This window comes from Rhizobium sp. N324, assembly GCF_001664485.1.
Classification (GTDB): domain Bacteria; phylum Pseudomonadota; class Alphaproteobacteria; order Rhizobiales; family Rhizobiaceae; genus Rhizobium.
This window is the reverse complement of the sequence record NZ_CP013630.1, coordinates 557,573-581,321: the sequence shown is the minus strand read 5'-3', so window position 1 is coordinate 581,321 and position 23,749 is coordinate 557,573. Positions and strand designations below refer to the sequence as shown.

Genomic DNA, 23,749 nt, shown 5'->3' with positions numbered 1-23,749 from the left:
CGCGAAGCGTTGCCGCGAGATGTAACAGAGTCATGCCGGGCGGGAAATATCTATGGGACGGATCGTGCGCATCCGCCCCTCATCCGCCTGCCGGCACCTTCTCCCCGTTTTACGGGGAGAAGGAGATTTTGCCGCGACCTCTCCGTCCCCCGCTAACGTCTCGCGGGGCACGTCCCCTCGCCCCGTTTTTACGGGGAGAGGGTTAGGGTGAGGGGCAGCGAGCCTTCGGTGCGGTGGCAACCGTGGCCCTCCTTACCCCCAAAAATCACCGTGTCGCCGCCCTGCCGTTAGCGCGGAATTAAAGAATATCGCCTCTATTTGTGACGACGACACGGACCCGCCGGCCGATTGCATGATGCATGTGTCAACCCCGCAATAATCCCTGAGCCGCGCCACCGACGCAGCGCTCTGTTTGCAACAATTGATTTTAAAGCACCGGGCGTGCGACGCCTGGTCAACCGGGTAACATTTCCATGTTGAAGCATCTGAAAATCCGCACGAAAATCATATCGGTCGTGGCGCTGCTCGGGCTGATCACGATGGCCGGGCTGGTCTATGTCATCGCCGAGTTCCGCCGTGCGGACGCCGCCTACAGCGCCTTCATCGATCATGAAGCGCTGGCCTCGATGCAGAGCGCGCGCGCCAGCGCCTCGGTGGTGGCCTCGGTGCTGCAGGTCACCCTGCTCGCCGACATGAAACCGGATACGCCGGCTTTCGCCACCGCGCTTGCGGCGCCGAGCAGGCTGCCGCAGGCCCGCGAGCGGATGAAAGATGCGCTGGCGCTGGTGCCGAGCCGCAAGGCGGCGATCGACGACATTCAGGCCGGCATTGATGAGATCGAAACGCTGGCCAACAAGATCACCGAACAGAGCAAGGCCAAGGACAGCGCCGGCGCGCTTGCCAATGTCGCCCTGATCAATGCCAAGCTCAATGCGCTGACGCCGAAGATGATCGCCAACAATGATGCGATGATGGCGATGCTCAACGACGGCGGCGACGCGCTCTCGGCTTCGGTCAACGGCCGGATCGTCTTCTGCCTCGTTCTGATCGGCATCGCCGTTCTCGGCGCCGTCGGATTCAGCGTCGTCGTGGCCCAGATGGGCATTGCCGGCCCGATGACGCGGCTCAACCTGCGCATGACGCGGCTTGCCGAGGGCGATACCGCAAGCGATGTCGGCGGCCTCGACCGCGGCGACGAAGTCGGCCAGATGGCCAAAGCCGTCTCGATCTTCCGCGACAACGCCATCGAACGTGCCCGGATCGAGGCGCGCGCCGAAGCCGACCGCAGCCTCGGCGACGGCGAACGCCGCGAACGCGAGGCACAGCGGACGCGTGAAGCAGCCGAACTCGAAGGCGCCGTGACCGCGCTCGGCGACGGCCTGCGCCGCCTTGCCGCCGGCGATCTCGCCTCGCATATCGACCAGCCTTTCGTCGCCCATCTCGATGCGCTGCGGGAGGATTTCAACAACTCGGTCGAGAAGCTCAACGAGGCGCTGCATACGGTCGGCGCCAATGCCCGGGCGATCGGCGCCGGCGCCAACGAAATCCGGTCTTCCGCAGACGAGCTTTCCCGGCGGACGGAACAGCAGTCGGCCTCCGTCGAGGAGACGGCGGCGGCGCTGGAGGAGATCACCACGACGGTGCGTGACGCCGCCAAGCGCGCCGAGGAGGCGAGCCAGCTCGTCGCCCGCACCCGCCTCGGCGCCGAAAAATCCGGCGAGATCGTCCGCAAGGCCGTTTCCGCCATGCAGCAGATCGAAAAATCCTCGGGCGAAATCTCCAACATCATCGGCGTCATCGACGATATCGCCTTCCAGACCAATCTGCTGGCGCTGAACGCCGGCGTCGAAGCAGCGCGCGCCGGCGAAGCCGGCAAGGGTTTTGCCGTCGTCGCCCAGGAAGTGCGCGAGCTTGCACAGCGTTCCGCCAAGGCGGCAAAGGAAATCAAGGACCTGATCACCAATTCCGGCACGCATGTGCAGACCGGCGTCTCGCTGGTCGGCGAAACCGGCAAGGCGCTCGATTCGATTGTCCAGGAAGTGCAGGAAATCAACCAGCACGTCCACGCCATCGCCGAAGCCTCGCGCGAACAGTCGATCGGGCTGCAGGAGATCAACACCGCCGTCAACACCATGGACCAGGGCACGCAGCAGAATGCGGCGATGGTCGAGCAGTCCACCGCCGCCAGCCACAGCCTCGCCACGGAGGCGACAGCGCTCAACAATCTGCTCGGCCAGTTCCGGCTGACCGGCACTGGCAGCTTCGCCGCCGCCGCCCCGATCGCCTCGACCCGGCCGCCGGCAGCCGCACCCCGCCCCGCTACGCGCCCAGTGGCCAAGGCACCCGCGATCCGCGTCGCACGGGAAGGTGCGGCCCGCCCGACCGCCTCGCCCGCCCGCGCCCTCGGCCAGACCCTCGCCAACGCCTTCGGCGCAGGCAGCGCGCCGAAAGGCCAGGACGGTGATTGGACGGAGTTCTGAGGTAGGCTGTCCAGTTCGCGCCGAAGGCTGCCCCTCACCCTAACCGTTGGCTGGGTCGAGCCACTGGTCTCGACCCGTCCTTCGGACCCCCGTAAGAACGGGGCGAGGGGACGTGCCCTGCGAGGCGCTGGCGAGGAACCGAGAGGTCGCGGCACACCCCCTTCGCCCCGCGTGCGGGGAGAAGGTGCCGGCAGGCGGATGAGGGGCACGAGCCTTCACCCCCAATTTGTGGACTCCCGTTCTCGCTCTAACCCGGCCGCCAACCCACCTCGACGAGAATATTCCCCGGCGCCGTGCAATAAAACAGCCAACCGCCGCGCATAGCGGCCGGCGGACCGGAGAGTATCGCGCCGGCGGCGACAAGCCCGGCATGGACCGCATCGACATCCGCCCTTTCGGTCAGGATGAAGCCGATATGATAGGTCTGCCGCCCTATCTCCACCTGGTCGGCAGTGCCGAACTTGGCGATGGCGTGGCTAAGGACGATTTCGAGGCCGGTATCATCCTCCAGGATCGCCAGGCCGCTGTTGCCGCGCATATCCTTCAGCGTCAGGCCGAAATGGCGGATGAAGAAATCCGCCGTCTCGGTGATATCGGGTACGTGAAAATCGAGATGATTCAGGCGCATGACAGTCTCCGTTCAAAAAAATCCCGGGACTGCCTTTTTGCCGTCTCCGCACGCCGCCGGGATCCCGCATTTTCATGCGGATCACGTCGCGGGTTCTCGTGCCATGGGCCACGGAGCAGAGCTTCGTCGGAGAGATTTGACGCTCCAACGGAAGGGATCGGGCTTACCTCAACCGGTCCTGCCTTTTTCGACCATGCCGATCTAGCAGACGGCGCCGGTTTCGGCAATGAAGTAGGCCATAAAGCGATCACGGCGTTCCAGGCGATCCATCCCTAAGGATTGAAGGCGGATCCGCCGTTTCATCTGGCGAGTGTGATCCGATCCGGAGTAAGATCACACCGTCGGCGCACCGGAAGGGATGGACATGAAACCCGCACTCATCGGCCTCATCGGCACCCTCATTCTCACCGGGTGCAATACCGTCACCTATAGTGGCCCCGGCCTGGAACCGATCCCGGGAAGCATCACCTATAACGGCCAGCCGCGCAGCAAACTCACCAAATCACCTGCTGGCTCCGCCTTCCCGCATGATTTCATCGACCAATACGGCCGGCAGGTAGAAGAAACCTACATCATCCAGCCCGATCGGAGCCTGATCATCGCGCATCGGCAGTACAAGCCGATCCGGTTTTTTGGGGATTAGAGAAGGTCGCTGGAAAGGCAGCTGGAGCGGGTGAAGGGAATCGAACCCTCGTATTCAGCTTGGGAAGCTGCTGCTCTACCATTGAGCTACACCCGCGATGCGCTGAGATTTCCAACAGATGGGGGCTGCTGTCAAGTCACGCGACACGCAAGCTGTCAGATGCGGAAGTGCTTCGAGAGTTTGAGGCCCTGGGCCTGGTAGTTGGAGCCGAGGCCGGAGCCGTAGAGGCTGGTCGGTTTTTCCTGCATGTGTTCGTAGACGAGGCGGCCGACGATCTGGCCGTCTTCGAGGATGAAGGGCACTTCGTGGCTGCGCACTTCGAGCACGGCACGGCTGCCGCGGCCGCCGGCCGGGGCGTGGCCGAAGCCCGGATCGAAGAAGCCGGCATAGTGAACGCGGAATTCGCCGACCAATGGGTCGAAGGGGGTCATTTCGGCGGCATAATCCGGTGGCACGTGCACGGCCTCGCGCGAGACGAGGATATAGAATTCGTCCGGATCGAGGATCAGTTCGTTGCGGCCGCGGCTATAGAGCGGTTCCCAGAAATCGAAGATGTCGTGCTCGGCCTTCTTGTCGACATCGACGACGGCGGTGTGGTGTTTGCCGCGATAGCCGATCAGGCCGTCTTCATCTCCGGCCAGATCGATCGACAGCGCGATGCCGCCGCCCGAGACGTTCGGCTGCTTGCTGGCGACCAGCGTCTCGCTTTCATGCAGTTTCAGCAGTTCCGGCTCGCCGAGCAGGGCATGGCCGACGCGGAAGCGGATCTGCGACAGGCGCGAGCCGCGGCGCACGACGATCGGGAAGGTGCGCGGGCTGATTTCGAGATAGAGCGGGCCGGCATAGCCAGCCGGGATCTTGTCGAATTCCTGGGCGTAATCGGTAATGACGCGGGTGAAAATGTCCAGTCGGCCAGTCGAGCTCTTCGGATTGGCAGAGGCCGACATGTCGGCCGGCAGCGCCAAACTCTCCATCAGCGGCACGATATAGACGCAGCCGGTTTCGAGCACCGCGCCTTCGGAAAGGTCGATCACGTGCAGGCTGAGGCGGTCGAGCTTATCCGAGACCAGATGCGAAGGGCCGGGCATGAAGCTGGCGCGCACCCGAAAAGCCTTGGCGCCCAAGCGCAGATCGAGGCTTGCCGGCTGGATCTGGTCGCGGTCCAGCTCCCGTTCGGAGATCAGACGCCCCGTTTCGAACAGCGCCGAGATCGCGCGGTCCGCCAGAATTCCCGTTTCACGAGCCATCATGCCTCATCCATCATTTGCCGCCGACAAAACCAAATACGGGGAATTGACGCAAGCAGCTAACAGCAGTATTGCAGAATTATCCCGTGGTGATTTGGCCGGTCGGCTTGCAGCCACGTTAAACAAGTGGCTAAAAAGACCGGGTTGAAACCGGTCTGCTTTTGCGGCCGGTTTTTTTGTTATGTGAAGGTGATGGCATGAGCAAGACCTGGCGCCCGGCAACCCAACTCGTCCACGGCGGAACCTTGCGTTCGCAATATGGCGAAACATCCGAGGCAATCTATCTCACGCAGGGCTTCGTCTATGACACGTCGGAAGCGGCCGAAGCCCGCTTCAAGGGCGAGACCGACGGCTACATCTACGCCCGCTACGGGAGCCCGACCAACGACATGTTCGAAAAGCGCATGTGCATGCTCGAAGGCGCCGAAGACGCCCGCGCCACCGCCTCCGGCATGGCGGCGGTCAGCGCGGCCATCCTCTGCCAGGTCAAGGCAGGCGACCATATTGTTGCGGCGCGCGCCCTCTTCGGTTCCTGCCGCTGGGTGGTGGAAACTCTGGCGCCGAAATACGGCATCGAGTGCACGCTGGTCGACGGCCGTGATCTGGCAAACTGGGAACAGGCAATCCGGCCGAACACCAAGGTGTTCTTCCTGGAAAGCCCGACCAACCCGACGCTCGAGGTGGTCGATATCGCAGGGGTCGCCAAGCTCGCCAACCAGGTCGGCGCCAAGGTCGTCGTCGACAACGTCTTCGCAACACCGCTCTTCCAGAAGCCGCTGGATCTCGGCGCCCATATCGTCGTCTATTCCGCCACCAAGCACATCGACGGCCAGGGCCGGTGCCTGGGCGGCGTCGTCCTGGCCGACAAGGCCTGGATCGACGAGAACCTGCATGACTATTTCCGCCATACCGGCCCGGCCATGTCGCCGTTCAACGCCTGGACGCTGCTGAAGGGCATCGAGACGCTGCCGCTGCGCGTCAAGCAGCAGACGCAGAATGCCGCGAAGATTGCCGATTTTCTGGCCGAGCAAGGCAAGGTCGCCAAGGTGATCTATCCCGGCCGCAAGGACCATCCGCAGGCCGACATCATCGCCAAGCAGATGACCGGCGGCTCGACACTTGTCGCCTTCGAGCTGAAGGGCGGCAAGGACGCGGCCTTTGCGCTGCAAAACGCGCTCGAGATCATCAAGATTTCCAACAATCTCGGCGACAGCAAGAGCCTGATCACCCATCCGGCGACGACGACGCATAAGAACCTTTCGGAGGAGGCGCGCGCCGAACTCGGCATTTCCCCCGGCACCGTCCGCCTTTCGGCCGGCATCGAGGATACCGACGACCTGATCGAGGATTTCGCCAAGGCGCTTGCCAAGGTCTCGGCCTGATCAGCTAATGGCGGCCGGACCTCATTTGGGGTTCGGCTCGCCGGACTGAAGACGATGCCGGGCCGGACCTCGAAGGCGAGGCCGGGGGAACAAGTTCGGCTGTGCCGGCGTTCGGAAGTGAATTAACGCTGCCAATTAGGCTTAACGATCGAAACACCTTCGATCAGGACCGTTTTATTCACGATCATCGTTCCGTTTCTTGACGGACAGGCCCTCTTATAAGATACGGGTAACATATCTTGACTAAGGTGCAAGGCATGTATCGCGCCCTCACAAAAGATATCGAAGTCGTCGTCGAGCCATTCTATCTGGAGGAGCAATCCGATCCGGACGACGATCGCTATGTCTGGGGTTACCGGATCGTCATCAGCAACAATTCCGGCATCGCCGTTCGCCTGGTCAACCGCTACTGGAATATCACCGATCAGAACGGGCAGGTGGACGAGGTGACCGGCCCCGGCGTCGTCGGCGAACAGCCACGGCTCAGCCCCGGCGACACCTACGAATATTCCTCGGGCTGCCCGCTCGACACGCCCTCCGGGCTGATGTTCGGCCATTACCAGATGGAAACGGATGAAGGCGAGATGTTCGATGTCGACATCCCCGCCTTCTCGCTGGATTCACCGGGGCTGCTGCGCGTGCTCAACTGACGGGTTGCTTGTCAGTTCGAACGCGAACGCCGTGCTTGCCGCATGGGTCCTCGGGTCAAGCCCGAGGACGACGGAGGGTGGGGACAACGACCGGCAGGAGGCGGGAGCCGGGAGCAAATTCATCAAAAAGTGTGCAGCGGTTTTGTTGGAAGGGTGCTTTACCTGCTTCTCACGCAAAATCGTTTGCGCATTTTGCTGGAATTCCCAGACATCCCGCCTCTTGCCGCTCGCTTCTCGCCACCCTCCGTCGTCCTCGGGCTTGACCTGAGGACCCATGCGGCAAACACTGCGCGTGGATGCGGCCGGATGCAGCCTTCCAGTCAGTACCAACATGGACGTCGTACCCGCGGTCGTGGATCCTCGGGCTTGCCCAGTCATCAATCGACTAAAGGTCGAAAGGATCCGAGGCCTGGGTGCCTGGCTTTGCTTCGAACGGATCTTTTGATTGTGGCGGCGCCGGCTGTTTCATGACCGCATCGTTTACCGCCTTTTGGCAGGCGAGCAACTCATCCGCTGCCCTCTCGGAATCTTTCAGACCGAGGGCAACAATCTCTTTTCCGTTAAAGCGGGCGCGAAAACTCAGTTTACCAGAGAACTCCTCAATCAAGTCGGTATCGTCGGTATCGATCCACAATGATTTGAGGCCGTCGAGATCCAGACCTCTCGCATCAGCCGTCCATTGAGTCTGGTCTAACGAAAGTTCGATGGGATAATGCTTACCTTTCTCCAACGATTTCCAGTTCGGATTTCCGAGCAGAATGTACAGAGGTTTGTCCTTTTTTCGGAAATTGAAGCCAAGACGAAAAATGGTGTCGTCATCAAAGGACGTCAGAACAAAACAGCCATTGTCTAAAGTCGGGTCGACAGCCACGGTCCAGCCCCCGACCTCTTTCCATTGGATTGCCTTATCATCAGCCAAGCCAATTTGTGGCATCGCAGCCATGAATGCGACTACGAAATAAAAAATGCGCATGAAGTCCCATCCCCGAACCAGTTGGATAAATGGTGCACAGTGACCACCAAAAGTCGAGTCACCGTGCTGCATCACCGCTAATCTTTTGTATTTGTTCTGCGCGTGCTCAACCGAGCCTACTCAGCCGGCTGAAGTTCGACCGGCTCGAAACGGTAGGTGGTCGAGCAGAATTCGCAGGTGACGGCGATCTCGCCGTTTTCCTGGCTGGCCTCGATCTCCTCGGCGGTGAAGCCCTTCAGCACGCCCTTGATCTTGTCGCGTGAACAGCTGCAGCGGTCGAAGACCGCCCGCGGTTCGTAGACGCGCACGCCGCGTTCGTGGAACAGGCGAAACAGCAGCCGCTCGGTGCCGACAAGCGGGTCGGTCAATTCATCGGCGTCGATGGTCTCTACAAGCGAACGGGCTTCGGTCCAGGCGTCGTCCTCGCCATGCGGGCGGCTTTCGGTATCGCCGTCGCCGCCGTGGAGATCCGGCTGGCGCATGCGCTCCGGCGCCTCAGGCAGGAACTGGGCGACAAGGCCGCCTGCCCGCCAGCGATGGCGCGGCTTGCCTGCCTCGTCGCGATCGAGGAGTTCGGCCGCGGCCAGGCGCACGCGCGTCGGGATCTGCTCCGACTGGCGGAAATAGACGCCGGCAATCTCTTCGAGCGAGGTGCCGTCGAGCGCGACGATGCCCTGATAGGGCTGGCCGAACTTGCCCTGGTCGATGGTGAAGGCGAGTATGCCGCGGCCGAGCAGTTGCTCCGGCTCGGTTTCCCCAGCTTCAATGGCTTTGTTGAGCAGCGCCTGGTCGAAACGGGCATAGGCGCGGACATTTTCCGGCGTCGAGAAATCGGCGACGAGAAGATCGACCGGGCCATCGCCCTTGGTCTGCACCGTGAACTTGCCGTCGAACTTCAGCGAGGTGCCGAGCAGCACCGTCAGCACCACGACTTCGGCAAGCAGCCGGGCGACGGGGGCGGGATAATGATGGCGCTCGAGGATGGCATCGAGCATCGGGCCGAGCTGGACGGCGCGGCCGCGCACATCCAGGCCCTCCACCTGGAAAGGGACGACATGGTCATCGCCGGCGAAATCGAACTGGCCGAGGGCGGCTGCAGCTTCTGCCATGGATTCACTCCTAGTTTTCAAGCGAAAGGACAGGGTGCCCTTCGCTCGCGCGGCCGCGCGCTGTTCACACGCGGCGTCCGATTATGGTTCAGATCGCGCCCAGGCACCAAGCAAGAATCGACTTCTGCGCATGAAGACGGTTTTCCGCTTCATCGAAGACCACGGATTGCGGGCCGTCGATCACCTCGTCCGTCACTTCCTCGCCGCGATGGGCGGGCAGGCAATGCATGAACAATGCATCGCTGCCGGCCTTCGCCATCAAGGCCGCGTTGACCTGGTAAGGCTGGAAGACGTTGTGACCCCGGGCCCGATGTTCCTGATTCATGGAGACCCAGGTATCGGTCACCACGCAATCGACGCCTTCGACCGCACGGTCGGCATCATGGCAGAGCATGATTTCGGCGCCCTCATTGCGGGCCCAGTTCAGATAGTGATCCTTGGGCTCCGAACCAAGGGGTACGGCCATGTTCATGCGATAGCCGAAACGCGCCGCCCCCTCGACCAGCGAATGCAGCACATTGTTGCCGTCGCCGGTCCAGGCGATGGTCTTGCCCTTGATCGGGCCGCGATGCTCTTCGAAAGTCATGATATCGGCCATGATCTGGCAGGGATGGGTATCATCCGTCAGCGCATTGATCACCGGCACGGTCGCATGCTCGGCAAGCTCCTGGAGCCTGGAGTGTTCGGTGGTGCGGATCATGATCGCATCGACATAACGCGACAGCACCTTGGCGGTGTCGCCGATCGTCTCGGCGCGGCCGAGCTGCATCTCGGTGCCGGATAGAAACAGCGTTTCGCCGCCGAGCTGGCGCATGCCGACGTCGAAGGAGACGCGGGTGCGGGTCGACGGCTTTTCGAAGATCATCGCCAGCATCTTGCCGGCGAGCGGCTTGTCGCCCTTGCCGGCCTTGAAGGCCTGCTTGCGGGCGAGCGCATCGTTCATGATGGTTCTGAGGTCGGCTGAGGTGACCGCCGAAAGATCGAGGAAATGTTTAGGAGCCATGTTCTTACCTGTCGTGCGCCCGCAGGCGCCAATCCTTTCAAGCCGTCTTCTTGACCTTGGAGGCGCGGATGCTTTCGGCGGCGCGCTCGAGGCGGGCAAGGCCCTCGCGGGCTTCCTCGGCGGTGACGACGAGGGGCGGAAGAAGGCGGATGACGTTGTCGCCGGCGGGCACGCCGAGCAGATGCGCGGCGCGGATCGCCTGCAGCAGTTCGGCTGAAGGAACCGCCGCCTTGACGCCAAGCAGCAGGCCTTCGCCCCTGATATCCTCGATCACATCGGGATAGCGGTCCTTCAGCGAGGCGAGTCCCTGGCGGAAGACCAAGGCGACGTCGCGCACCTGCTGAAGGAAGCCGTCGGCGAGAATGACATCGAGCACGGCGCCGCCGACGGCCATGGCCAGCGGATTGCCGCCATAGGTCGAACCGTGCGTGCCGGCCTTCATCCCGGAGGCGGCCTCAGCGGTCGCCAGGCAGGCGCCGAGCGGGAACCCGCCGCCGATGCCCTTGGCGACCGCCATGATATCGGGGGTGATGCCCGACCATTCATGGGCAAAAAGCTTGCCGGTGCGGCCGACGCCGGTCTGGACCTCGTCGAGGATCAGCAGCAGGCCGTTTTCGTCGCAGATTTGGCGCAGCGCCTTCATGAATTCGGGGGTGGCGGGGCGCACACCGCCCTCGCCCTGCACCGGCTCGATGAGGATCGCCGCGGTGGCGTCGGTGATGGCGGCGCGAACCGCGTCAATGTCGCCGAAGGCCACCTGGTCGAAGCCCGGCGCCTTGGGGCCGAAGCCTTCGAGGTATTTCTCCTGGCCGCCGGCGGCGATCGTCGCCAGCGTGCGCCCATGGAAGGCGCCTTCGAAGGTGATGATATGGAAGCGCTCGGGATGGCCCTTGGAAAACTGATAGCGGCGCGCCGTCTTGATCGCGCATTCCAGCGCCTCGGCGCCCGAATTGGTGAAGAACACCTTGTCGGCGAAGGTGGCATCCGTCAGGCGCTTGGCGAGGCGCTCCTGGCCGGGGATCTCATAGATGTTGGAGAGGTGCCAGACCTTGTCGGCCTGCTCCTTCAGGGCACCCACAACATGCGGGTTGCCGTGGCCGACCGAGGTGACGGCGACGCCGGCGCCGAAATCGAGATAACGCTCGCCGCCTTCGGTGATCAGCCATACGCCCTCGCCTCGCTCGAACCGCAGCGGGGCACGAGAATAGGTGTCATAAAGCGGCGCGGCTTCGGCCATGGCGCGGGTCTCCCGATCAGCGTTATCTAGCAACGGACTCCGGCTAAGAAAACCAGGCCCGAAAAATCAAAAATGCCGCCTTGCGGCGGCCAGCGGTACTATTTCCTTTTCGCGCTGCAATGTCAACAAAACTGCGCCCTTAGCGCATGCAGCAAGCTTGTACAGCGGTGTTTTCGACCTTCAACAGGCAATATTGCAGAAATGCCACGCCGGGGCAGCAAGTTGGGGAAAACTCCGAATTCGATTCATCCGGATTCATGCGACTCTTGTCACGGAGTCAGGCTCACACTAGGTTAAAGTTCAATTACTAGACTGCATGCGGCGGAACTAGTCACCAAAATTGATCAGGCGTTTCTTGTTTCGGAGGCTTCCGGGACAACGGTGAGGGATTCTGCCATCACCAACGCGAAAGGTGGAGACAGGGCATGAACTGGACAGACGAGCGGGTCGAGAAACTCAAGAAGCTTTGGGCCGAAGGACTGAGCGCCAGCCAGATCGCGGCACAACTTGGCGGTGTCAGCAGAAACGCTGTAATCGGCAAGGTACACAGGCTGAGCCTTCCCGGCCGCGCCAAGGCCGGCGGCACCGCCGCCACGGCGCGGACGCCGAAGCGCAATACATCTGCGCCGCGCGCACCGAACTACGCCTCACGGATCGCCACCCGCACCGTTACCCGCCAGCAGGGCGCGACGATGCTGAAGGAAGAGATCGAGATCGAAACGGTCGAGGAAATGGAATACGTGCCGAAGGGCAACGTGGTCGTGCCGATCTCGCGCCGCCTCGGCCTGACGGAACTGACCGAACGCACCTGCAAATGGCCGGTCGGCGATCCGCTGAAGGACGACTTCCATTTCTGCGGCTGCGAATCCCCGGACAATTCGCCCTATTGCAGCTACCACCAGAAGCTCGCCTACCAGCCGGTGAACGAACGCCGCCGGGCGGCGGCCCGGGCGAGCTGAGCGGGCGACATTATTGAGATGCAAAAACGGGCTGGAAGGCCCGTTTTTTTGTGGGTTAAGGGGCGCAAATAGCGCGAACGCTTCGGGGCTTTGGCTGGAACTCCAAGTGAGATGAGCTCTATCTTGTGGTCGCTTTTACGAACGCAGTGCTTGCTGCATGGGTCCTCGGGTCAAGCCCGAGGACGACGGAGAGTGGGGTAGCCTCGGCGGCAAGGGCCGAATACCTGGTGATTTTGTTGGAATTGCCGTATATTATTTTGCGCAATTCCCAGCCAAAACCGCTCGCGCATTCTGCTGAAATTCCCCCAGACGTCTCGCCTCCTGCCGATCGAGCCCCCCACTCTCCGTCATACTCGGGCTTGACCCGAGTATCCATGCCGCACGCACTTCGCTTGAATTTGCTCGGCTACGGCCGCCTTTGTCAGTGTGAGCGCGAATGCGGCGCTCTCGGCCATGGGTCCTCGGGTCAAGCCCGAGGACGACGGAGAGTGGGGGAGCGTTTGCGGCAGGAACCATGAGCGTAGTGGTTCTGCTGGAATTGGCGCTTTTCGCTTTACGCAATTTTCCCAATCCGTTTGCTCCGTTTCGCTGGAACCCTCCGAACGTCTCGCTTCTTGCCCATCCCACCTCCCCACCCTCCGTCCTGCTCGGGCTTGACCCGAGCATCCATGCCCAGCACTCTGCGCGGATGGCGGGCTATGTCTACATCATCACCAACCAGAAAAACGGCACGCTCTATATCGGCGTGACATCCGATCTGGAGCGCCGCATCTATGAGCATCGTGAAGGGCTGACACCGGGCTTTGCGTGGAAATACGGATGCACCCGTCTCGTCTGGTACGAGGAGCATTGGGATATCGCCAGTGCGATCCAGCGGGAGAAGTCGTTGAAACGCTGGTACCGGCAATGGAAGGTCGATCTGGTCGAGGCGATGAATCCTGGGTGGGATGATCTGTATCTTACGCTGTGGTGATGCGAAAGCAGTGCTTGCGGCCATGGCGTTGGCGGTAACCACATCGAGCCGAAGTGCTTGTGGCGGTGGGTCCTCGGGTCAAGCCCGAGGACGACGGAGGGTGGGGGAACCTATGCGGCAAGAACCGTAAGCGTAGCGGTTATTGGAATTGCCGCCATTTGTTTCCGCGCTTTCCACGCAAAACCGTTCGCCCATTTTGTTGGAATTGCTCCAGACCTCTCGCTTCTTGCTGCTCGTGCTCCCTCACCCTCCGTCATACTCGGGCTTGACCCACTGCTGTCCGGTTTAACTTGCGGTGATGGGCAGTGATAATTGCCGTGGATCTGCTTTGGTGATTGCCGGCGGTCTTCGCAGGGCGCCGATTGCCCTGCGATGCATGATGTTGAGGCGCACGAGCCTTGAGAATGCGAGCGGCTGAGCGATGTCTTTCTGGGCTGCCTGGGCCATTCGCAGCAGCAGATAGGCAATGAGCGCGACGAAGACCTGGATGCGCACGGCATTTTCCGAGGTTCCGAGAAAATGCCGGATCTTCAGGTTCTGCTTGATCCATTTGAAGAAGAGTTCGATTTGCCAACGCTGCTTGTAAAGGGTGGCGATCTCGGCTGCCGGAGCGTCGAGGTCGTTGGTGATGAGGCGGATGACCTTGCCGGTCCTGATGCGGACGGCGATCTCGCGCACCGGATCCTGAAAGGGGTTCTGCCGGGAACCGGCGAGCCTTTGCGGCAGGAGCCCGATCCTGTCGAAGAGAATGCCCGCAGCTTCATCGGCTGGCTGTTCGGCGATCGTGGCGACGAGGGTATTGCTCTTCAGCCTGGTGACGAAACGGGCGCTCTTTCTATCGATCTCGGCCCACCAGGCAAAATCGTAATAGGCAAGATCGAAGACATAGGTGACGCCCGCAGCAATGTCGATCGCCCTGGCCGGGATGATGTCGTTCGTCCTCTGACCGGTCAGCGTCATGGCGAGCGGCGCGTCGGCGTGCGGATCGTAGCAGACATGCAGTTTGATGGCCCGTTTGCCGCCAACCATGTCGGCCCAGCCGCCATACAGCGAGGAGACCTGGACGCGTGTGGCATCCAATATACGCAGCGTATCGCCGATATGACGGCGTATCTTTCGACTGGCACGGGCAGCCATGACGGAGAACAGATCGGCAAACAAGGCTGCCGGGCGCTTGGCATTGGCATCCGCCAGCGTGGCACGGGCCACACTGCGAGCGCCCAGGTGATAAAGGTTCGCCTCGTGGCTGAGCAAGCCGGCCTCGATCTCGCGCAGGCTGGCAGCGCCCGACAACTGGCCAAAAAGCAGCGCCAGGAACTGCGACTTCGCCGTCAGCCGGCGCACCCGGTGGTCGGCATTATGCTTGTCCACAAGACGATCGAACACCGCCCACGGAATATACTGTTGAAGCTGGTGAAAAACGCTATTCTCGTGCCGCATGACATTGATCTCCAATTCGTGTCCAGAACGCCGCGAAACGTCTGAAAACGAATAGAATCAATGCCATGCAACCTGTCCAGATATTTTAACCGGACAGCAGTGGGCTTGACCCGAGTATCCATGCCGCAAGCGCTGCGCTTGAATTTGTCGACCGCGGTCGCCTTGTCAGTTCAACAGAAACGAAGTGCCCACCCGCATGGGTCCTCGGGTCAAGCCCGAGGACGACGGAGGGTGGGGGAACGTCCGCGGCAGGAACCGCAGCGTGCGGTGATCTATCGGCCGCGTTTTGCGTTACGCGGCTCCCTCGCCCGGACGGCGGCAGGATGGCGGCTCAGGCTTCCATCGAATAGCCGGCGCCGCGGACGGTGCGGATGACGTCTTGCATGTTGGAGAAGTTCAGCGCCTTGCGCAGGCGGCCGACATGGACGTCGACGGTGCGTTCGTCGACATAGATGTCGTGGCCCCAGACGCCGTCGAGGAGCTGCGAGCGGGAGAAGACCCGGCCCGGCGACGACATCAGGAATTCCAACAGGCGGAATTCGGTGGGGCCGAGGCGGACTTCGCGGCTCTTGCGGTGGACGCGGTGGGTTTCGCGGTCGAGCTCGATATCGCCGCATTTCAGCACGGTGGAGAGAACCTCCGGACGGGCGCGGCGCAGCATCGCCTTGACGCGGGCGACGAGCTCGGGGGTCGAGAAGGGCTTGACGACATAATCGTCGGCGCCGGTGGAAAGCCCGCGGACGCGTTCGCTCTCTTCGCCGCGCGCCGTCAGCATGATGATCGGCAGCCGCTCGGTTTCCGGCCGCATGCGCAGGCGCCGGCAAAGCTCGATGCCGGAGACGCCGGGCAGCATCCAGTCGAGGATGAGAAGGTCGGGCGTGCGCTCCTGAAGCCTGATTTCGGCCTCGTCGCCACGAAGGATGGTATCGACCTCGAAGCCCTCAGCTTCGAGATTGTAGCGGAGAAGCACGCTCAGGGCTTCCTCGTCTTCAACAACTGCAACTCTCGGGATCATGCGTGTCGGTCTCCTCGCGCATGATCCTTAAACCGGGGGTGATTTAAGCAATGCATCCTGCGCAAATTCACAAAAAATGGCTGCGACCTCTTTGCGCGCCCCACATGGGCGCGCACGCAATCGTCTGGTTTAGGCGGTTATTCCGTGACCGCGCCGACGGTGTTGGCGCTGTCGTCCTTCGGACGGTCGCCTTCCGGCTGTGCGCCGGTAGCCATGTAATAGATGGTCTCGGCGATGTTGGTGGCGTGGTCGCCGATGCGCTCGATGTTCTTGGCGCAGAAGAGAAGATGCGTGCAGCTGGTGATGTTGCGCGGATCTTCCATCATGTAGGTCAGGAGCTCGCGGAACAGCGAGGTGTACATCGCGTCGATCTCGTTGTCGCGCTCGCGGATCGCACTCGCCTTGTCGGCGGCGCGTGTCGTGTAGACGTCGAGCACTTCCTTGAGCTGGACGAGCGCCAGCTCGGACAGATGCTCGAGGCCGCGGGCCAGCTTGCGGGGAACGCCGGTGCTCTGCACGGCGATGACGCGCTTGGCGGTGTTCTTTCCGAGGTCGCCGACGCGTTCGAGATCGGCGGCGATGCGGATCGAACCCATGATTTCGCGCAGGTCGGCGGCCATCGGCTGGCGGCGGGCGATGGTGACGATCGCCTTGTCGCCGATTTCACGCTCGGCGTGATCGAGGATCACGTCGTCGGAAATGACCTTCTGGGCCAGCGCCGTATCACCGTTGACCAGCGCCCGGACGGATTCGGCGACCATCTGCTCGGCCAGGCCGCCCATTTCGGAAATCCGCCGGGACAGGAACTTCAGATCATCATCATAGGCAGAATAAATATGTGTCGATGCCATGGGGCTTTATCCTCGAATAACGGGAAGGCTTGGTGACGCCAAAATCAGCCGAAGCGGCCCATGATATAGTCCTGGGTGCGCGGATCGTCGGGATTGGTGAACATCTTGTCGGTGTCGTTCTCCTCGACCAGATTGCCGAGGTGGAACATGGCGGTGCGCTGCGAGACGCGCGCGGCCTGCTGCATGGAGTGGGTGACGATGACGATCGTGTAATTTTCGCGCAGTTCGTGGATCAGCTCCTCGACCTTGGCGGTGGCGATCGGGTCGAGCGCCGAGCAGGGCTCGTCCATCAGGATGACTTCGGGGCTGACGGCGACGGCACGGGCAATGCAGAGGCGCTGCTGCTGACCGCCGGAGAGGCCGGTGCCGGATTCATGCACGCGGTCCTTGACCTCGTTCCAGAGGCCGGCGCGCTGCAGGCTGGTCTCGACGATCTGGTCGAGATCGGCCTTCGACTTGGCAAGGCCATGGATGCGCGGGCCGTAGGAGACGTTTTCGTAGATCGTCTTCGGGAACGGGTTCGGCTTCTGGAAGACCATGCCGACGCGGGCGCGCAGTTCGACGACATCGATATCGGGATCATAGATATCGTCGCCGTCCAGCGTGATCTTGCCGGCGACGCGGCAGCCGTCGATCGTGTCGTTCATGCGGTTGAGGCTCCGCAGAAAGGTCGACTTGCCGCAGCCCGACGGGCCGATCAGCGCGGTTACGGTGTTTTCGCGAATGTTCAGGTTCACATCGAAAAGCGCGCGCTTTTCGCCGTAGTAAACCGAGACATCCTGGCCGATCATCTTATACGGGACGTTGCTCATCTTCTGATCCAGCGCCTTTTCAACTGCAGCTTCCGTCAACATGTTCATGATCTTGTAACTCCGTTTACCAGCGGCGCTCGAAGCGACGACGCAAGAGAATGGCGCCCATGTTCATGACGATCAGGAACAGGAGCAGGACGATGATGGCACCCGAAGTACGCTCGACGAAGGCCCGTTCGGCCTCGTTGGCCCACATATAGACCTGCACCGGCAGGGCCGTCGAGGGATCGAGCGGTGTCATCGGCGCGTTGGCGACGAAGGCGACCATGCCGATCAGGAGCAGCGGCGCGGTTTCGCCGAGCGCGTGCGCCAGGCCGATGATCGTGCCGGTGAGGATGCCGGGCATGGCGAGCGGCAGAACATGGTGAAACACCATCTGCATCTTCGACGCGCCGAGGCCGAGGGCTGCGGCGCGGATCGACGGCGGCACGGCGCGCAATGCCGCGCGCGTCGCGATGATGATCGTCGGCAGGGTCATCAGCGTCAGCACCAGGCCGCCGACCAGCGACGCCGAACGCGGCAGGCCGACGAAGTTGATGAAGACGGAAAGGCCGAGCAGACCATAGACGATCGAGGGAACCGCGGCGAGATTGTTGATGTTGACCTCGATCAGATCCGTCAACCGGTTCTTCGGCGCAAACTCCTCGAGATAGATCGAGGCGGCAACGCCGATCGGCAGAGCGAGCACCAGCACGATCAGCATCAGGTAGAGCGAGCCGATGAGGGCGACGCCAAGGCCCGCGGCCTCCGGACGGCTGGAATTGCCGTTGACGAAGAGGCCGGTGTTGAACTGCTTGTGCAGAGCGCCGCTCGCCTTCAGCTCGTTCATCCAGCCAACCTGCTTGTCGTTGACCTTGCGGTTCTTCTCATCGACCGAAAGATCGATCTGGCCCTTGTTGGCGCTGTCGACATTGGCGTCGGCGAGCACGGTGACATTGACCGTCTTGCCGATGATCGACGGGTCGGCGACGACCATGTCGCGCAGCTGGATCGGCGCCCCCTTGGAAAGCATGGCGGATGCATCGCGCACGTCAGGCTTACTCGAGGCGTTGATATTCAGCTGCTTGACGATCGCATCGCGCAGCAGAACCGGATAGTTGGCGGCGATCAGCACCGAAGGGTCGGTCGCACGCTTGTTGCTGGGGTCGATCGTCTTCTCGGAAAATTCGATCGGCAGGGTGATCGCCGTCTGCTGAAAGGCGGTGTAGCCTTTGCCGATCACGGTCCACAGCAGGATGAACAGGAAGACGAGGCCGAAGGCGATGGCGGCGATGCCATAGGCCTGGAACCGGCGCTCGGCGGCGTAGCGGCGCTTGATGCCGATATCGCGGCGCGCCGGCGCCTTGGAGATGGTGACGCCTGTTGTGGGAGAAACAATATCCGTCATTCGTACTGCTCCCGGTATTTGCGCACGATGTAGAGCGCATAGATGTTGAGGCAAAGCGTGATGCAGAACAGCGTGATGCCAAGAGCAAAGGCAACCAGCGTCTGCGGCGAGGTGAACTCGAGGTCACCCGTCAGCTGATTGACGATCTTGACGGTCACCGTCGTCATCGGCTCGAAGGGGTTGATCTGGATGCGGGCGGCGACACCGGCGGCCAGCACGACGATCATGGTTTCGCCGATGGCGCGCGAGGCGGTCATCAGCAGCGCGCCGACGATGCCGGGAAGTGCTGCCGGCAGAACCACCTTCTTGATTGTTTCGGAGCGCGTGGCGCCGAGACCGAGCGAACCGTCACGCAGCGCCCGCGGCACGGCGGTGATGATATCGTCCGACAGCGACGAGACGTAGGGGATCAGCATGATGCCCATGACGATGCCGGCGGTCAGAACGCTCTGCGCCTGGATGAAGTTGGTGTAGCTGCCGGAGAGCAGGCCGCTGATCTGAGCAGAGAAATCGCGCAGGAACGGGCCGACGGTGACGAGCGCGAAGAAGCCGTAGACGATCGTCGGAATGCCGGCGAGCACTTCGAGCAGCGGCTTGGCGATCCCGCGCAGCTTCGGCGAGGCATATTCGGCCATGTAGATGGCGGCAAACAGGCCGACCGGCACGGCGACCAGCATGGCGACCAGGCCGATATAAAGCGTGCCGAGCAGCAGCGGGATCAGGCCGAACTGGCCGAAGGACGAGCTGCCGGCGCCGGCAAAACGCGGATCCCAGACGGTGCCGAAGAAGAAGTCGGCGGCGGGAACGGCGGCAAAGAAGCGCGCCGCTTCCGACAGCATGGACAGCACGATGCCGATCGTCGTCAGGATGGCGATCGATGAGGCGAGCAGCAGGCCCCAGAGCATGACGCGCTCGACCCGGTTGCGGGCGCGGAAGCGGGGGGCGATGGCGCGCAACGCATAGAAGGCGCCGGCAACGGCAAGAATGAAGACCACCGCCGTCATGGCGAGGCGGCTGGTCATGCTCATGGCGTTGAGCGTCTTGGCGGCGCCGAGCATGTAAGGCAGCGGCTGGCCGGCCAGCGGCACGCCCTTTTCGCTGAGCTTGGCCTGGAGTGCCGCCGGATCGGTGCCGATCGCCGCGGTTTCATCCGCGGTCAGCATCGTCAGGCCGCGGGCGACCGTCGCCACCATCGAATAGCCGAGATCCTGCTCGACGGCGGCCTGCGCCTTGACGTCGTCAGGAAAGTGGCTGCGAACGGACGACTGGATGATGCCGGGGCTGACCGAGAGCCAGACGCAAAGCACGATGAGGGCGGGAAGAACGGCCCAGATCGCCGCATAGGCGCCGTAATAGGCCGGCCGGGAATGCAATGCGGAGGATTTGCCTCCGGCAAGTGCTGTGGCCCGGCTGCGCGCGACCAGATAGGCGGCGGCACCGATCACCACAAGGCACAAAAGTATGATGGATGTGCTCATTCGTTACGTCCCCAGGCCCGTAGCCCCAAAGCCCGGCAGCCTCATCGGCCTGCCTTCAGCTTCCAATCATGCGGAATGAATTCAACCCTGCCGCACCGGAAACGCCGGCACGAAGGGACAAGGCAATGCCGGCGCGGGCTTTGCAGCGCCGCGCCGGCAAAGTCATTACATGGACTTGCCGGCTTCGACGTCCTTGCGGATCGCGTCGCGCTCGGCATCGGGAGCGGCAACCAGGCCGTATTCGACGAGCGGGCTGTCGGGGCCGATCATCTGGTCGGATACGAAGAAGTTGACGTATTCCTTCAGGCCGGGAACGGCGCCGAGATGTGCCTTCTTGACGTAGAAGAACAGCGGGCGGGAAACCGGATAGGTGCCGTTGGCGATCGTTTCCGTCGACGGAACGATACCGCTCATGCTGGCAACCTTGAGCTTGTCGGCGTTGTTTTCATAGAAGGAGAGGCCGAATACGCCGACGCCGGTCTTGTTGGCGGCGATGCGGGCGAGCGTTTCCGGATAGTCGCCGTCGATGTCGACAGCAGCGCCGTCCTTGCGGACTGCGACGCAGGCCTTCGTCTGAGCGGCCTTGTCGGAGATTTCCTTGGCGATGACGTCGGTTGCGCCCGAAGCCTTGCAGCCGGCAGCGAGAACATTCTGTTCGAAGACTTCGCGGGTACCGTGCTTTTCGCCCGGGATGTAGGCGGCGATATCAACAGCCGGAAGCTTCGGGTTGACTTCAGACCACTTCTTGTAGGGGTTGGCGACGAGCTTGCCGTCGACGACGACCTGGGCTGCGAGGGCCTTGTAGATGTCGGCGGGAACGTAGGCGACATCCGGGTTGGAAGAGTCGGTTGCGAAGACGATGCCGTCATAACCGATCTTGACTTCCTGAATGTCGGTCACGCCGGCAGCCTTGCAGGCTTCGGCTTCGTTCTTGTTGATCGGACGCGAAGCGTTGGCAATGTCAATCGTGTCTTCGCCGACGCCCTTGCAGAATTCCTTCAGACCAGCGCCCGTGCCGCCGGATTCGACGACCGGCGTCTTGAAGTTGGTGAAGGTTTCGCCGAAGGACTCAGCAACGATCTTTGCGTAAGGCAGGACGGTGGACGAACCGGCAACCTGAATCTGGTCGCGGGCGACGGCAGCGCCAGCGAAAGCGGCGGTTGCAGCGAGCGCGGCAACGGTGAGCTTGAAGGTGTTCATTAGAAATCTCCCGCATTGGGCTTGTGTGAGTGCGGCCTTTCGAGAGGCCCTCGCAGTGCCTTTTTTCATCGGCGGGACTCTCTTAGCGCTGTAAGCACCGTCCTTTTATGTCAAATCGGTGAAACATTTGTGACAGGTTATGTTATTGATATTTAATATGAATTTAAACGCACTTCGAACGGCGCGTCATCAAGGATCTGACTTTTGGCCGCCGATCTACCTTGCATTGCAAATACACCAAGCACACCAAAAGTGGGAACTCTTTGCATCCTTTCATTGAGATCGTACCGTGTGTTTGCCCCTCATCCGCCTGCCGGCACCTTCTCCCCGCTTGCGGGGCGAAGGAGGATAGCCGCACCCTCTCCGTCCCTCGCACACATCGCGTAGGGCACGTCCCCTCTCCCCGTTAAAACGGGGAGAGGGTTAGGGTGAGGGGCAAATCACATGGCACGCCATCGCTATTCGCCCGCAGCCGGAAAGAACCGCAAATCCGTCGCCTCGACACGTTCGACCAGCCGTCCCTCGCAGATCGCAACGATCGTCTCCAGCACGGACGACAGCTCCCTCAGCACGTCCACATTCCAGAAGCGAACGACCGACCAGCCGTTGCCGGTCATGAAGACATCCCGAATTGCGTCGCGTCGATTGCCTGCGTGTTGGCTGCCGTCGATTTCGATCACCAGCCGCATTTCACGGCAGGCGAAATCCGCAAAATAGGGGCCGATCGGCAATTGCCGGACGAATTTATGTCCGTTGAGCCGCCGATCGCGCAGCTCGTTCCATAGTTTGCCTTCCGCGTCGTTGTCCGACTGACGCAACGATCGCGCTCGGGCGGTGGTTTTCGGCTTGGGGCCTCTCATCGATGTCGTTCCGTGTGATTTGCCCCTCACCCTAACCCTCTCCCCGTTTTACGGGGAGAGGGGACGTGCCATACGAGAGCGACAGGTCCCCTCTCCCCGCCTGCGGGGAGAGGGTTAGGGTGAGGGGCAGCCTCTCCATTCGGTCATTAGAACCGAACTGTAAAATCAGTACCCTTGCCGACTTCGGACTTGACGATCAGTCGGGCGCGGTGGCGGGTGAGGATGTGTTTGACGATGGCGAGGCCGAGGCCGGTGCCTTTTTTCGAGCGGCTGTCCTCGATGCTGACGCGATAGAAGCGTTCCGTCAGGCGCGGCACATGCTCGGCAGGGATGCCCGGCCCCTTGTCGACGATGCTGACCTCGACGGGCTCACCGGCGCCGTTCTTCAGCCAGACATCGACGGTCTTGCCCTCCTGGCCGTATTTGCAGGCGTTCTCCATCAGGTTCTCGAACACCTGGACAAGCTCGTCACGGTCTCCCAGCACCTCGACCTTGCCGTCGGGCAGATGCAGGTCGATGTCGACGCCGACATCTTTTGCGAGCGGCACCAGCGAATCCCGGACATGGCCGAGCAGCGGCACCAGATCGACCTTCTCATCCGGCGCGATATGCGATTTCAGCTCCAGTCGCGAGAGCGACAGCAGGTCGTCGACCAGCCGGCTCATGCGCGTCGTCTGATCGAACATGATGGCGAGAAAACGCGCCTGCGCCTTCAGATCGTTCTTCGCCGGTCCCTGAATGGTCTCGATGAAGCCGCGCAGCGACGCAAGCGGCGTGCGCAGCTCATGGCTGGCATTGGCGACGAAATCCGACCGCATGCGGTCGATCCGGCGCACCTCTGAAATATCGCGGAAGGAGAGGATGAAATAGCGCTCATGCGGCCCGCCTTCGGCCGAAACTTCGACGGGCGCGCTGCGGACGATATAGACGCGCTCCGACGGCAGCCGCTCGGCATGCTCGATCTGGTTCGGCGCGTTGGTGGCGATGGTTTCGCGCACCATGTCGAGCACGCCGGGCGAACGCATGCGGCCGGAAATATGGGCGCCGAGCGCCACCTCGCCGAAGGCCTTTTCGGCAGCGCGGTTCTGGAAGAGCACCGAGGCGTCGTCCGACAGCACCATGACCGGAATATCGAGGCCGGCGAGCGTGGCGGACACCTCAGGCAGCCGGCTCGGCGGCACCTCCGGCGCAATCTCCACCGGCTCGGCCGGTTCGTCCTTGATGACGGGCGCCTCATTGAAAAGCGCGGTGACGATCATGACAAGCAGGAGGCCGAGCACAACCCATTTGTTCATGCCGGCGGCAATCGCGGCAAGCGCGCTGAGGATCGCCGCCAGCAGCACCGGCCGCTCGCGCCGGATGCGCGCCAACAGGCTTTTTCTCCACGGAGTTTCGTCTTGCAAGTGCCCTCGCGGCGTCGAT

Annotated in this window: 21 protein-coding genes, 1 tRNA gene and 1 riboswitch; of the genes, 6 read left to right on the top strand and 16 right to left on the bottom strand. The window is 62.1% G+C overall.

Going from position 1 to position 23,749, the window contains the following annotated elements; genetic code table 11:
* Positions 1-473: 473 nt before the first annotated feature.
* Positions 474-2,480, top strand: a complete 2,007-nt coding sequence (locus AMK05_RS02840) for a methyl-accepting chemotaxis protein (RefSeq protein WP_064836348.1) — start codon at positions 474-476, stop codon at positions 2,478-2,480.
* 247 nt (positions 2,481-2,727) lie between these two features.
* On the opposite strand, the gene AMK05_RS02835 is transcribed toward AMK05_RS02840, so the two are convergent.
* Positions 2,728-3,108, bottom strand: coding sequence for a VOC family protein (locus tag AMK05_RS02835; RefSeq protein WP_064836346.1), 381 nt, complete (start codon positions 3,106-3,108; stop codon positions 2,728-2,730).
* Between the two features lie 364 nt (positions 3,109-3,472).
* Between AMK05_RS02835 and AMK05_RS02830 the strand changes: the two genes are divergently transcribed.
* Positions 3,473-3,751: a hypothetical protein gene (locus AMK05_RS02830; protein WP_064841248.1), complete on the top strand. Its 279-nt coding sequence runs from the start codon at positions 3,473-3,475 to the stop codon at positions 3,749-3,751.
* A 22-nt stretch (positions 3,752-3,773) separates the two neighbouring features.
* Here the strand turns inward: AMK05_RS02830 and AMK05_RS02825 are convergent.
* Both AMK05_RS02825 and AMK05_RS02820 read right to left on the bottom strand, forming a co-directional pair.
* Positions 3,774-3,847: transfer RNA gene (locus AMK05_RS02825), tRNA-Gly, on the bottom strand.
* Positions 3,848-3,906: 59 nt separating this feature from the next.
* Positions 3,907-5,001: a 2'-deoxycytidine 5'-triphosphate deaminase gene (locus tag AMK05_RS02820; RefSeq protein ID WP_064836344.1), complete on the bottom strand. Its 1,095-nt coding sequence runs from the start codon at positions 4,999-5,001 to the stop codon at positions 3,907-3,909.
* A gap of 73 nt (positions 5,002-5,074) precedes the next feature.
* Positions 5,075-5,153, top strand: a riboswitch (SAM riboswitch).
* Between the two features lie 42 nt (positions 5,154-5,195).
* Here AMK05_RS02820 and AMK05_RS02815 point away from each other — a divergent pair.
* Both AMK05_RS02815 and apaG read left to right on the top strand, forming a co-directional pair.
* Complete coding sequence (locus AMK05_RS02815; protein WP_064836341.1) at positions 5,196-6,380, top strand: O-succinylhomoserine sulfhydrylase; 1,185 nt, start codon at positions 5,196-5,198, stop codon at positions 6,378-6,380.
* 257 nt (positions 6,381-6,637) lie between these two features.
* Positions 6,638-7,030, top strand: a complete 393-nt coding sequence (gene apaG, locus AMK05_RS02810) for a Co2+/Mg2+ efflux protein ApaG (RefSeq protein ID WP_049732266.1) — start codon at positions 6,638-6,640, stop codon at positions 7,028-7,030.
* Positions 7,031-7,415: 385 nt separating this feature from the next.
* On the opposite strand, the gene AMK05_RS02805 is transcribed toward apaG, so the two are convergent.
* The 4 genes from AMK05_RS02805 to AMK05_RS02790 form a co-directional block, all read right to left on the bottom strand.
* A complete protein-coding gene (locus tag AMK05_RS02805; RefSeq protein WP_064841247.1) occupies positions 7,416-8,003 on the bottom strand; it encodes a hypothetical protein in 588 nt (195 codons plus the stop codon).
* A 116-nt stretch (positions 8,004-8,119) separates the two neighbouring features.
* Positions 8,120-9,112 (bottom strand): Hsp33 family molecular chaperone, encoded by a 993-nt coding sequence (locus AMK05_RS02800; protein ID WP_064836339.1) that lies wholly within the window; start codon positions 9,110-9,112, stop codon positions 8,120-8,122.
* An 88-nt stretch (positions 9,113-9,200) separates the two neighbouring features.
* A complete protein-coding gene (gene argF, locus AMK05_RS02795) occupies positions 9,201-10,115 on the bottom strand; it encodes an ornithine carbamoyltransferase (protein WP_064836337.1) in 915 nt (304 codons plus the stop codon).
* 37 nt (positions 10,116-10,152) lie between these two features.
* Positions 10,153-11,352 carry an aspartate aminotransferase family protein gene (locus AMK05_RS02790; protein WP_064836335.1) on the bottom strand — a complete coding sequence of 400 codons (1,200 nt, stop codon included), beginning with the start codon at positions 11,350-11,352 and terminating at the stop codon, positions 10,153-10,155.
* A 425-nt stretch (positions 11,353-11,777) separates the two neighbouring features.
* On the opposite strand from AMK05_RS02790, the gene AMK05_RS02785 reads away from it, so the two are divergent.
* Complete coding sequence (locus tag AMK05_RS02785) at positions 11,778-12,311, top strand: GcrA family cell cycle regulator (protein WP_064836333.1); 534 nt, start codon at positions 11,778-11,780, stop codon at positions 12,309-12,311.
* A 688-nt stretch (positions 12,312-12,999) separates the two neighbouring features.
* Entirely contained in the window at positions 13,000-13,284 is a 285-nt protein-coding gene (locus AMK05_RS02780) for a GIY-YIG nuclease family protein (RefSeq protein WP_064841246.1), read from the top strand.
* A 285-nt stretch (positions 13,285-13,569) separates the two neighbouring features.
* Here the strand turns inward: AMK05_RS02780 and AMK05_RS02775 are convergent, their stop codons facing one another.
* From AMK05_RS02775 to phoR, 9 genes are all read right to left on the bottom strand, one after another.
* Positions 13,570-14,724, bottom strand: coding sequence for an IS4 family transposase (locus AMK05_RS02775; RefSeq protein WP_064836331.1), 1,155 nt, complete (start codon positions 14,722-14,724; stop codon positions 13,570-13,572).
* Between the two features lie 331 nt (positions 14,725-15,055).
* Positions 15,056-15,739 carry a phosphate regulon transcriptional regulator PhoB gene (gene phoB / locus AMK05_RS02770; protein WP_003570612.1) on the bottom strand — a complete coding sequence of 228 codons (684 nt, stop codon included), beginning with the start codon at positions 15,737-15,739 and terminating at the stop codon, positions 15,056-15,058.
* Positions 15,740-15,876: 137 nt separating this feature from the next.
* Entirely contained in the window at positions 15,877-16,590 is a 714-nt protein-coding gene (gene phoU / locus AMK05_RS02765; protein ID WP_003570614.1) for a phosphate signaling complex protein PhoU, read from the bottom strand.
* 44 nt (positions 16,591-16,634) lie between these two features.
* Positions 16,635-17,450 carry a phosphate ABC transporter ATP-binding protein PstB gene (gene pstB / locus AMK05_RS02760; RefSeq protein WP_049732262.1) on the bottom strand — a complete coding sequence of 272 codons (816 nt, stop codon included), beginning with the start codon at positions 17,448-17,450 and terminating at the stop codon, positions 16,635-16,637.
* A 16-nt stretch (positions 17,451-17,466) separates the two neighbouring features.
* On the bottom strand, positions 17,467-18,789 hold the full coding sequence (gene pstA, locus AMK05_RS02755; RefSeq protein WP_064836328.1) for a phosphate ABC transporter permease PstA: 1,323 nt from the start codon (positions 18,787-18,789) through the stop codon (positions 17,467-17,469).
* A complete protein-coding gene (gene pstC, locus AMK05_RS02750) occupies positions 18,786-20,267 on the bottom strand; it encodes a phosphate ABC transporter permease subunit PstC (protein WP_064836326.1) in 1,482 nt (493 codons plus the stop codon). The genes pstA and pstC overlap by 4 nt, the downstream gene beginning before the upstream one ends.
* Positions 20,268-20,432: 165 nt before the next feature.
* Positions 20,433-21,467: a substrate-binding domain-containing protein gene (locus AMK05_RS02745; RefSeq protein WP_064836324.1), complete on the bottom strand. Its 1,035-nt coding sequence runs from the start codon at positions 21,465-21,467 to the stop codon at positions 20,433-20,435.
* 458 nt (positions 21,468-21,925) lie between these two features.
* The gene (locus AMK05_RS02740) at positions 21,926-22,327 is read right to left on the bottom strand and encodes an endonuclease domain-containing protein (RefSeq protein ID WP_064836322.1); all 402 of its coding nucleotides are present in this window, start codon (positions 22,325-22,327) and stop codon (positions 21,926-21,928) included.
* A 146-nt stretch (positions 22,328-22,473) separates the two neighbouring features.
* A complete protein-coding gene (phoR, locus tag AMK05_RS02735; protein ID WP_064836320.1) occupies positions 22,474-23,697 on the bottom strand; it encodes a phosphate regulon sensor histidine kinase PhoR in 1,224 nt (407 codons plus the stop codon).
* Positions 23,698-23,749: the final 52 nt, after the last annotated feature.

Excerpts from the sequence above, each read along its gene's own strand:
- AMK05_RS02840 (WP_064836348.1), top strand. The coding sequence starts at position 474 with ATGTTGAAGCATCTGAAAATCCGCACGAAAATCATATCGGTCGTGGCG.
- AMK05_RS02835 (WP_064836346.1), bottom strand. The coding sequence starts at position 3,108 with ATGCGCCTGAATCATCTCGATTTTCACGTACCCGATATCACCGAGACG.
- AMK05_RS02830 (WP_064841248.1), top strand. The coding sequence starts at position 3,473 with ATGAAACCCGCACTCATCGGCCTCATCGGCACCCTCATTCTCACCGGG.
- AMK05_RS02820 (WP_064836344.1), bottom strand. The coding sequence starts at position 5,001 with ATGATGGCTCGTGAAACGGGAATTCTGGCGGACCGCGCGATCTCGGCG.
- AMK05_RS02815 (WP_064836341.1), top strand. The coding sequence starts at position 5,196 with ATGAGCAAGACCTGGCGCCCGGCAACCCAACTCGTCCACGGCGGAACC.
- apaG (WP_049732266.1), top strand. The coding sequence starts at position 6,638 with ATGTATCGCGCCCTCACAAAAGATATCGAAGTCGTCGTCGAGCCATTC.
- AMK05_RS02805 (WP_064841247.1), bottom strand. The coding sequence starts at position 8,003 with ATGCGCATTTTTTATTTCGTAGTCGCATTCATGGCTGCGATGCCACAA.
- AMK05_RS02800 (WP_064836339.1), bottom strand. The coding sequence starts at position 9,112 with ATGGCAGAAGCTGCAGCCGCCCTCGGCCAGTTCGATTTCGCCGGCGAT.
- argF (WP_064836337.1), bottom strand. The coding sequence starts at position 10,115 with ATGGCTCCTAAACATTTCCTCGATCTTTCGGCGGTCACCTCAGCCGAC.
- AMK05_RS02790 (WP_064836335.1), bottom strand. The coding sequence starts at position 11,352 with ATGGCCGAAGCCGCGCCGCTTTATGACACCTATTCTCGTGCCCCGCTG.
- AMK05_RS02785 (WP_064836333.1), top strand. The coding sequence starts at position 11,778 with ATGAACTGGACAGACGAGCGGGTCGAGAAACTCAAGAAGCTTTGGGCC.
- AMK05_RS02780 (WP_064841246.1), top strand. The coding sequence starts at position 13,000 with ATGGCGGGCTATGTCTACATCATCACCAACCAGAAAAACGGCACGCTC.
- AMK05_RS02775 (WP_064836331.1), bottom strand. The coding sequence starts at position 14,724 with ATGCGGCACGAGAATAGCGTTTTTCACCAGCTTCAACAGTATATTCCG.
- phoB (WP_003570612.1), bottom strand. The coding sequence starts at position 15,739 with ATGATCCCGAGAGTTGCAGTTGTTGAAGACGAGGAAGCCCTGAGCGTG.
- phoU (WP_003570614.1), bottom strand. The coding sequence starts at position 16,590 with ATGGCATCGACACATATTTATTCTGCCTATGATGATGATCTGAAGTTC.
- pstB (WP_049732262.1), bottom strand. The coding sequence starts at position 17,450 with ATGAACATGTTGACGGAAGCTGCAGTTGAAAAGGCGCTGGATCAGAAG.
- pstA (WP_064836328.1), bottom strand. The coding sequence starts at position 18,789 with ATGACGGATATTGTTTCTCCCACAACAGGCGTCACCATCTCCAAGGCG.
- pstC (WP_064836326.1), bottom strand. The coding sequence starts at position 20,267 with ATGAGCACATCCATCATACTTTTGTGCCTTGTGGTGATCGGTGCCGCC.
- AMK05_RS02745 (WP_064836324.1), bottom strand. The coding sequence starts at position 21,467 with ATGAACACCTTCAAGCTCACCGTTGCCGCGCTCGCTGCAACCGCCGCT.
- AMK05_RS02740 (WP_064836322.1), bottom strand. The coding sequence starts at position 22,327 with ATGAGAGGCCCCAAGCCGAAAACCACCGCCCGAGCGCGATCGTTGCGT.